The sequence below is a fragment of the Candidatus Avelusimicrobium sp. genome, from assembly GCF_050873505.1.
GTDB lineage: Bacteria > Elusimicrobiota > Elusimicrobia > Elusimicrobiales > Elusimicrobiaceae > Avelusimicrobium.
Genome location: NZ_JBNMIY010000011.1, coordinates 42,104 through 49,151 on the forward strand (window position 1 = coordinate 42,104; position 7,048 = coordinate 49,151).

At 49.4% G+C, this 7,048-nt stretch carries 7 protein-coding genes; 3 read left to right on the forward strand and 4 right to left on the reverse strand.

Annotation, left to right across the window (positions count from 1 at the left end; all coding sequences use genetic code 11):
• Positions 1-26: 26 nt before the first annotated feature.
• A complete protein-coding gene (locus ACR0QV_RS06585; protein WP_432635607.1) occupies positions 27-1,088 on the reverse strand; it encodes a hypothetical protein in 1,062 nt (353 codons plus the stop codon).
• A 47-nt stretch (positions 1,089-1,135) separates the two neighbouring features.
• Positions 1,136-2,467, reverse strand: coding sequence for a GIY-YIG nuclease family protein (locus tag ACR0QV_RS06590; RefSeq protein WP_428061087.1), 1,332 nt, complete (start codon positions 2,465-2,467; stop codon positions 1,136-1,138).
• Positions 2,468-2,585: 118 nt separating this feature from the next.
• On the opposite strand from ACR0QV_RS06590, the gene rpsT reads away from it, so the two are divergent.
• Positions 2,586-2,870, forward strand: coding sequence for a 30S ribosomal protein S20 (gene rpsT / locus ACR0QV_RS06595; RefSeq protein ID WP_177747817.1), 285 nt, complete (start codon positions 2,586-2,588; stop codon positions 2,868-2,870).
• Positions 2,871-3,012: 142 nt separating this feature from the next.
• Here rpsT and ACR0QV_RS06600 read toward each other — a convergent pair whose 3' ends face one another.
• Positions 3,013-4,329: an MFS transporter gene (locus ACR0QV_RS06600; RefSeq protein ID WP_432635609.1), complete on the reverse strand. Its 1,317-nt coding sequence runs from the start codon at positions 4,327-4,329 to the stop codon at positions 3,013-3,015.
• 163 nt (positions 4,330-4,492) lie between these two features.
• On the opposite strand from ACR0QV_RS06600, the gene ACR0QV_RS06605 reads away from it, so the two are divergent.
• Together ACR0QV_RS06605 and ACR0QV_RS06610 are read left to right on the forward strand one after the other, a co-directional pair.
• The gene (locus ACR0QV_RS06605; RefSeq protein WP_428054578.1) at positions 4,493-4,987 is read left to right on the forward strand and encodes a YajQ family cyclic di-GMP-binding protein; all 495 of its coding nucleotides are present in this window, start codon (positions 4,493-4,495) and stop codon (positions 4,985-4,987) included.
• A gap of 3 nt (positions 4,988-4,990) precedes the next feature.
• Positions 4,991-6,250 (forward strand): tetratricopeptide repeat protein, encoded by a 1,260-nt coding sequence (locus ACR0QV_RS06610; protein ID WP_432635612.1) that lies wholly within the window; start codon positions 4,991-4,993, stop codon positions 6,248-6,250.
• Between the two features lie 47 nt (positions 6,251-6,297).
• Here ACR0QV_RS06610 and ACR0QV_RS06615 read toward each other — a convergent pair whose 3' ends face one another.
• Complete coding sequence (locus ACR0QV_RS06615; RefSeq protein ID WP_432635614.1) at positions 6,298-6,996, reverse strand: type IV pilin protein; 699 nt, start codon at positions 6,994-6,996, stop codon at positions 6,298-6,300.
• Positions 6,997-7,048: the final 52 nt, after the last annotated feature.

The following is a 7,048-nucleotide window of genomic DNA, read 5'->3' on the forward strand; positions in this document are numbered from 1 at the left end:
GGCGGCTTTTTCTTCCGTAAAATTTTTTATTGCTGAGGACGGTTGCTTACCACTTGCGGGCACACCCGGATAAAGATATCCGTGCCTACCGCATCGGAAAGTTCCGGTGCAACGGTATCAACAAAGGCGTTCTGCGTCCAGCCGGAAACATACGGTGGCGGCAACAGACGTCTTACACTGGTAGCCAAAATGCCCCATTTGTAATCGGTCAAATTGTTTTCGTCCTTGGTACGGATAGAAAACGTAACCGATTGGTCTCTATTCAAAATCGGGGAGTGCATATGCGCCCGGCGCAGAGAACCCGCGCCGCCTTCAATAAACATCGGCGGAGCAATAATCACCAGCACTTCATCCGTCTTGCCGAAGGAAGCCGCCGCGTAATAGGGCTGCAATTCATCGCTCCAAGAGGCCAAGGTGTTTTGCACGGTAGCGCCTTCTTCGGTCGTCAGTGGGATTAGCATTGCGTTAGAATCGCGCAAGACCGTTTTCACAAACGCGTCGGAGCCGTTCTTCTGCTGAAAAGCCACATACGAGCCGGACTTATACGTTTCTTCCGCTGGGAAATACGGGCTTGCCACTACAATTTGTTTCTCCGGGTTTAACATCCGCAAATCCGTGAGCAAGTTGGAAAGTTGCAATTTAGCGCCTTCGTTCCAATCCGTCGCAATAAAAATGCGGTTTTTGTCGCGCAGTAATTTGGCATACGGCACGGAATTAACGTGCACGACATTTCTATCAATCAGCACGTCCACCTTTTTTAAATGCGTGCGCAAATAGGACATATCCTTTGTGGCCGCCTTATAAAGTTTAGAATCGGGAAGAATATTTTGCTGGCCCGCCCATACTTTTACGGCGTTTACATCGCGCTGCTGTCGCAAGGCACGCAGTTTCCACATATGTTGGGCTTGGGTAATGGCAGAACTGATACTGGGGTTATAAAAATTTTTTGGCAAGGCGCTTTTGGCGGCCTTTTCCAAGGTTCTTGCCGGCACTTTTACGGCCGGGGGTTTTCCGCGCTGGGCTTGCGCCGCGCCGGAAAAAGCGAGGATAAAAAGAGACGTTAGCATCAGCGTAAGTGTTTTGTTCATACTGTTATTATAAGTTTGCCCAGGGCCCGAAACAAGGGCCAAAGGACCTAGGAGGTCATAGGTCCGTTAGAAAGTGTTTCCTTGTTGCGCAGGGTGCGGTGGTACGTAATGGCAAAGCGGTGAACCTCATCGCGGATTTCCATTAATAAGTTTAAAGCCGGGTCGCCAATGGGCAGTTTAATGCTTTCCGCCGCTCCGGGCAGGTAAATACCCTCGTGCGTTTCGGCAAGGGCTATAAACGGGATATAAATGCCCGCGCGGTCAAACGCGTTTAAGGCCGCGGTAATTTGGCTTTTCCCGCCGTCCAGCAAAATTAAATCGGGCGCTTGGGTGGGATCCCTTTTTATTTGGCGCAAACGGCGGAACACACTTTCTTCCATCATCGTAAAATCGCTTCCCCCGCGCTCGGGCAGTTTGGAGCGGATTTTAAAGCGGCGGTAATGCTCGTGGTTCTTTTCTCCGTTAATGTAGCACACCACGCACCCCACGGCCTCGCGCCCGAACAAGTGGGAGTTATCAAACGCTTCAATATGCGCGGGCAGTTTATTTAAACCGATTACCTGCGCCAGGCGTTTTAACTTGTCCGTATTTTCCATAGCGGTAGTAATTTTATCGTCCTTAAACCGCCCCACCAGCACGCGCTCCTGCATATGTGCCAAGGCGTGCAAAAAATTGCGGTAAACGGCCGCCTGTTCGTATTCCCACTTGGCAGAGTGTTCCTTCATCAGCCGCGTGATATTTTCGGTAATGTTGCCAAAGTGTCCGTCCAAAAATTGCGCCATACGCTCGGCAATTTTGCGATAATCTTCATACGAAATTTTGCCCGCACACGGCGCCGGACATTGCCCGGTATGATAATAAATACAGGTATTAATTTTGCGCGGGTCCAATTCCTTTTCGCGCGAAAAATTCCACTTGCACGGGCGCAAGGGCGCGTATTTACTCTTCCACAAAAAGCGCATTAAACTTTTTACAATGCTAGATTTTGGATATGGGCCAAAATATAAGTCCTTTCCGCGCACCACGCGGCGCGTTAAATGCAAGCGAGGGAAGTCCTCCCCCATCGTCAGTTTTAAATAAGGGTAACTTTTGCCGTCCTTGCCAAGGGAGTTAAAAAACGGCTGGTACTGCTTGATTAATTTTTCTTCCAGCACCAAGGCGTCGCGTTCGCTGGCGGTGGTGATATAGTCAATCTTGGCAATCATCGGCAGCAGGCACGGCAGTTTCCACCCGCGGGAATACAGGTTGGATTCCTGGAAATACTGCTTCACCCGGTCGGACAAATTTTTGGCCTTGCCTACATAAATAATCGTGCCCTCTTTGGAGCGCATTATGTAAACACCGGGTTTATTTGGTAAAATATCTAGGCGCGGGTCCATAGAAGTATTGTAACATTTCAGGCGCGCAGCCTGCTTAAACGAAAAAAATCAGTTGACCCCGCGGCAATAAAAGGATAAAATATTAGTAACCCGATTTTTCTATTAGAGGAACTATATAATGGCAAAACTTAAAACTGGTCGGCACACTAGCGCTATCAAAGCGCAGCGCCAAGCCGAAAAAAGAACTTCCGCTAACAAGGGCTTGATTAAAAAAGTCCGCTTAGCCACCAAGACTGTGAACGCTTCCGCTACCACGAAAGCCGCCACGCTGAAAGAAGACTTGAAAAAAGCCGAATCTTGCATTGACAAGGCCGCCAAAAAGAACGTAATCCACTGGAAAACGGCCGCCCGCAAGAAATCCCGCTTGGCCAAAGCCGCTAACAAAGCCGCTGCCGCCAAATAATAAGTCTTGCAATAACCTTTAAAACCGCCCTTGACCGGGCGGTTTTTTTATGGCAATTTTTCCACTCTCCATATGGCAATTTAAAAACTTGCCCACAAAAAAGGCGCCCCGATAAGAGGCGCCTTTTTTCACACGCAAAACCTTATGCTTCCGGGACGTGTTTGTATTTAAAGATGCAGGCAAACAAGATAGCCACTACCAAGGAGAATCCCGCGAAAATAAACCACGATTCGCTCCACCCCGTCATAATGGTATGGGAGACATCCGCCGGATATACCGCGCCGCTGGGCAAAAAGCCGTTTGCCGCCGTATATTCGTTGATGTGGACGTTTACCAACTTGTTAATGACCCATTGGGCGCCCAGCGTACCAATCATCGCGCCGAAACCGTTGGTCATCAGCATAAACACGCCCTGCGCGCTGGAACGGATGGCCGGGTCGGTTTCTTTATCTACATACAAGGAGCCAGACACGTTAAAGAAGTCAAACGCCACCCCATATACAATCATAGAAGCCACCAGCAGCACAATACCGCCCGCGGTGGACGGGTTGCCGATACCAAAGAAGCCAAAGCGCAGCACCCACGCAAACATACTGATAAGCATTACCTTTTTGATACCGAAGCGTTTCAAGAAGAACGGAATCAGCAAAATGCACAGCGTTTCGGACATTTGGGAAAGGGAAATAAGCGCATTGGCATTATTGGCCCCCCAAGAGCCCGCAAAACCCGCCAAGGAGTTAAAGCCGTTAATAAACGGGTTGGCGTAAGCGTTGGTAACCTGCAAGGACATCCCCAGCAGCATAGAAAAGATAAAGAAGATAGCCATCTTTTTCTCTTTAAACAACGCAAACGCTTTGAGGCCCAAGGCTTCGGCCAGCGATTTGGCCTTTTCCGTGCAGGTGGGGCAGGCGGGCAAGGTAAAGCAATACAAGCCCAAAAGCACGCCCAAAATGCCGGAGAAATACCATTGCATATAGGTATTTTGGAAGCCCGTAAAGTTGGAGGTCAGCATCGCGCAGATAAAGCCAACCGTACCGAATACACGGATGGGAGGGAACGCGGAAACGGTATTAAAGCCGCCTTGGCGCAAGGCCGTATAAGCCACGGAGTTGGAAAGAGCAATCGTAGGCATATAGAAAGCCACACTAAACGTATAGCAGGCGAAAACCAGCGCAAAACTTACCTGGGGGAGCGAACCAAAATAAGCCGCCCCGGCCATACCGGCCGCCGCCAACAAATGGCACAGGCCCAGCAGTTTCTGCGCGGGAATCCAACGGTCCGCCACAATGCCGATAATAGCCGGCATAAAGAGCGATACAAAGCCTTGTACCGCGTAAAACCAACCGATATTTTCCGCCAATCCGGCACCAGCCAGGAAGGTACCCATAGAAGTAAGGTACGCACCCCAAACGCCGTATTGGAGAAAGTTCATTGCAGTCAAACGAATTTTGATGTTCATAAGCGAATTACCGCCGAAGCAGGGAAACTCCGGCTGCAAACCTCCATAGAATTGACGGGAAACGCCCTTGGCGCAACTGCCCCCGCCGATAAAACCATTGTACAAAAAAAGATATAATATAGGAAATAAATTGAAAAACGCCGTTTTTAGGAGGAAATTTCATATGGCAGATTACAGTTTTGACGTCGTATCCAAAGTGGATTTGAACGTAATTGCGGAAGCCGTCAGCGCCGCAAATAAAGAAATCACCAACCGTTACGATTTTAAAGGCACCAATTCTACGATTGAACTCAATCAAAAGGATAACGAACTGAAACTCGGTTCCAGCGACGAATATAAGGTAAACACCTTGCGCGACATTATTTTTACGCGTATTGCCAAACGTGGTATTCCGCTTAAAAATATGCTGCCGCAAAAAATTGAAGCCGCTTTGGGCGGGAACGCCAAACAAACGGTAAAAATCCAGCAGGGTATCCCGTCCGACAAAGCCAAGGAAATTTCCAAGGCCATTAAAGACGCCAAATTGAAGGTTTCCGCTTCTATCCAGGGCGACCAGTTGCGTGTATCGTCCAAATCCAAGGACGAACTCCAAAACACGATGGCCCTTTTAAGAGGGCGCGACTTTGGCGTGGAACTCCAATTCACCAATTACAGATAACTTATGCGCAAACTATTACTTATTTTAAGTGCGGCTTTGATTGCCGCCCCGGCCCTGCAAGCGGCTGATATGTCCGCCGCGTTGGATTTTTATAAAAAGCAGGCGCTTACGATTTCCGCCGATCCCGGCCGGGAAGGCCGCGCCTTTGCCAAAGCCTTGGCGGATAATTTAGGCACTTGGGCCTTGCAAAACCCGGGCCAATCCGCCACAGCCGACGCGCTTTTGCTCCAAACGCGCCTTTATCTGCGCGCGGAAGACAATGCCGACGCGCTCGTTACGCTCCTTAAACTGCGTAAGGGCTTTCCGTCGGCTGATACAAGCACTTTAAAAGCGCTGTTGCCGCAAGCCGCCGAAGCCGTGCAGTCGGACTCGCGCAATTTAGTCAGCCAACTCTTTGCGCTTCCGCTCCCCGCCGAAGCCGATACCGAAGCGGACCGTGAAGCCGAAGCCTTATATGCGCTTTCCAAATTGCCGGGCCGTTCCTTATATGCCCCCGCCGCGCAAGCGTTTGAAACCTTTTTTGCGTTTCATCCCAAATACGAAGACGGCGACAAGGTGGAACTGTGGTACGGGGATTTGCACCGCGTAAACGGCAATTATTTGGCCGCTATTTCGCAATACAAAAAAGCAGGCGAACTTTATCCCAAAACGCCGTATAAAGCCGCCAGTTTGCGCCTTATCGGCGATATTTACGCCGACAATTTAAAGGACACCGCCAACGCCACCGCGTACTATACGCGCGTACTGCGGGAGTTTCCGGGTTCGTCCGAAACGGGCGTAGTGTATAAGCATATGGCCATTTTGGACGAGAATAACAAACAGTTTGACAGCGCGCTTATCAATTATGATAAATCCATTGAACTGTTGGGCAACACCGCGGCTTCGTACGAATCGTACCGCGGCAAAGCGGATGTGTATGTAAAAACCAAGAACTACGGCGAAGCATATAATACCTTATTAAAAACGGCTAATGTGTTTGGTACGGACGAAGAAAAATGCACTTTCTCGCTTTTGGAAGCCGCCAATGTGGCCAAAAAGCGTATGCGCGACCAAGCCAAATATATGCAGGCCTTGGAAAAAGCCCTCGTGGCGCATCCCGCCGGACCGCGCGCCCCGCAAATTATGTTTGATTTGGCTTCCGCCTACGAACAGCAGGATAAAAAAGCCCAGGCCGTGGAAATGTACAAACGGTTGATTATCAATCACCCGACTAACAAACTGGCTTCCCGCGCCCAAGGACGTTTGGACAGATTGCAGAAATAAAATTGGGCAAATATAAAAACTCCCCGGGGAAATCCTAGGGAGTTTTTTTATTTGTTCATAAAATAAGATTGACGATGCGCCCAAGAGCCAACAGCATCTCCTTGACTCGTTGGGGTGTCCCGCCCGGACAGGTTTTGACAGATTTTATTGGAAATCTGGCTATCCATATCAGCCCAGCAAATAAAAAAGGTATCTCTGTGATATTTTTCTATCAGGACTAAATCTTTAATATCCTCGCATAAAAAGGCTGTGTTAGTGCCCCCGTGTCCACTAATATTGCAACTAACATCCGTGCTGGAAATTTTGCTTGGGCTTTCCTTTTTAAATCCGGCGGGCATAGCAATAATCAGCGCATCCAAATTGGCGGCATAGCGGTTAGTTTGCATATAAAAATGCTGTTGGGCTTGGTCCACCGCACGGACGAGGTTATACATCGTTGCCGCGCGGCTGCTGCCCACCGCCACCCGGTACGACGGCATAGCGGCCGCCGCCAAAATACCGATGATAAGGATAACGACCAGAAGTTCTATGAGGGTAAAACCTGCGGTTGTGGGCATATGGCTGGGTGCTGTTAAGCCGTCATCCCGGAAGGTCTTTATCCGGGATCTGTTGTTGTCGTTGTAGTAGGTGTCGTCATCCCCGAGGAATTTAGTCGGGGATCCGTTGTTGTAGTTGCCTTTGTTAAATGACGACAGATTCCCGACTACGACACTCGGGAATGACAAAATAGAGGCAAACCTTTTCATTTTTTCTCCTTGTTAAGGCCTTTATATTTGAGCAAAACGGCCTTTTATACGC

What these genes read in the sequence shown, in the direction of transcription:
- rpsT (WP_177747817.1), top strand. Translation starts at nt 2,586, where the DNA reads ATGGCAAAACTTAAAACTGGTCGGCACACTAGCGCTATCAAAGCGCAG.
- ACR0QV_RS06585 (WP_432635607.1), bottom strand. Translation starts at nt 1,088, where the DNA reads ATGAACAAAACACTTACGCTGATGCTAACGTCTCTTTTTATCCTCGCT.
- ACR0QV_RS06610 (WP_432635612.1), top strand. Translation starts at nt 4,991, where the DNA reads ATGCGCAAACTATTACTTATTTTAAGTGCGGCTTTGATTGCCGCCCCG.
- ACR0QV_RS06605 (WP_428054578.1), top strand. Translation starts at nt 4,493, where the DNA reads ATGGCAGATTACAGTTTTGACGTCGTATCCAAAGTGGATTTGAACGTA.
- ACR0QV_RS06600 (WP_432635609.1), bottom strand. Translation starts at nt 4,329, where the DNA reads ATGAACATCAAAATTCGTTTGACTGCAATGAACTTTCTCCAATACGGC.
- ACR0QV_RS06590 (WP_428061087.1), bottom strand. Translation starts at nt 2,467, where the DNA reads ATGGACCCGCGCCTAGATATTTTACCAAATAAACCCGGTGTTTACATA.
- ACR0QV_RS06615 (WP_432635614.1), bottom strand. Translation starts at nt 6,996, where the DNA reads ATGAAAAGGTTTGCCTCTATTTTGTCATTCCCGAGTGTCGTAGTCGGG.